The sequence below is a fragment of the Heyndrickxia sporothermodurans genome, assembly GCF_003055045.1.
GTDB lineage: Bacteria > Bacillota > Bacilli > Bacillales > Bacillaceae_C > Heyndrickxia > Heyndrickxia sporothermodurans.
In genome coordinates this window covers 1-741 of record NZ_NAZB01000092.1, presented here as the reverse complement: position 1 = coordinate 741, position 741 = coordinate 1, and the positions used below count along the sequence as shown (strand labels likewise).

Sequence of the window (741 nt, the reverse complement as noted above, 5' to 3'; positions counted from 1 at the left end):
TGGGGTTCTGAATCTATTGCTTTCATCTGACCGGCAGCCACAGATCATACAAAATGTATGCTTGACATCTAGGGTTGCAGATACTGAGACAATTTTCTCCAGAACATTCGCTGTCAAAGAAACATTCGTTTCCATTAACGACAACATCTTTCGGCTCTCACGAGTTCGGTTGTATCAAACCGCAAATTTAAATTCACTTAATTATTTAGGATGATGCCTGAATTAAAGATCATCTTTTTTTGACTTATAATCTCTTTTATTGCAAAATCGTGTAGATTTTGAAATATAGGAAACGTTTCGTGACAACGTTTTCGATTGGCTTTCGTTCCAGATGCGTTTGAGTTCATTAACAAAAATGCCGAATATAAATCCCTTTGAATTTTCGTGTTTTCATCTATCTGATGCCAACGTTGTGACAAAGCTTTTTTAATATAATTATCTCGTACGTGACAATACTGACTGGCCTTAAATTTATGAGTATTAACTTTAATAAATGAACCTCCAAGACGTTTTACCTTTTCTTCTAATATAGAAACAAACATTGCCGGTGCTCGATGTCCTAGTGATTTTCCAAACCTCTTTTTACGTTTATATTTACCAGTCTTTACAGAAACTTCAGTTTCCTTTTTCCGCTTTTGCAGTGCTTTAAAATTCATTGTTTCAATATAGAAAGTATCGCCTAATTCTAACAGTCTGTTCGCTAATGTTCGATGAGATACTGTTCGAATAACCACTTGTTTC

General features: G+C 34.8%; 1 pseudogene. It reads right to left on the bottom strand.

Features of this window, described 5'->3' with window-relative positions:
- Positions 1-197 precede the first annotated feature (197 nt).
- A pseudogene (locus B5V89_RS20295) lies at positions 198-741 on the bottom strand (RNA-guided endonuclease TnpB family protein); the annotation flags it as partial.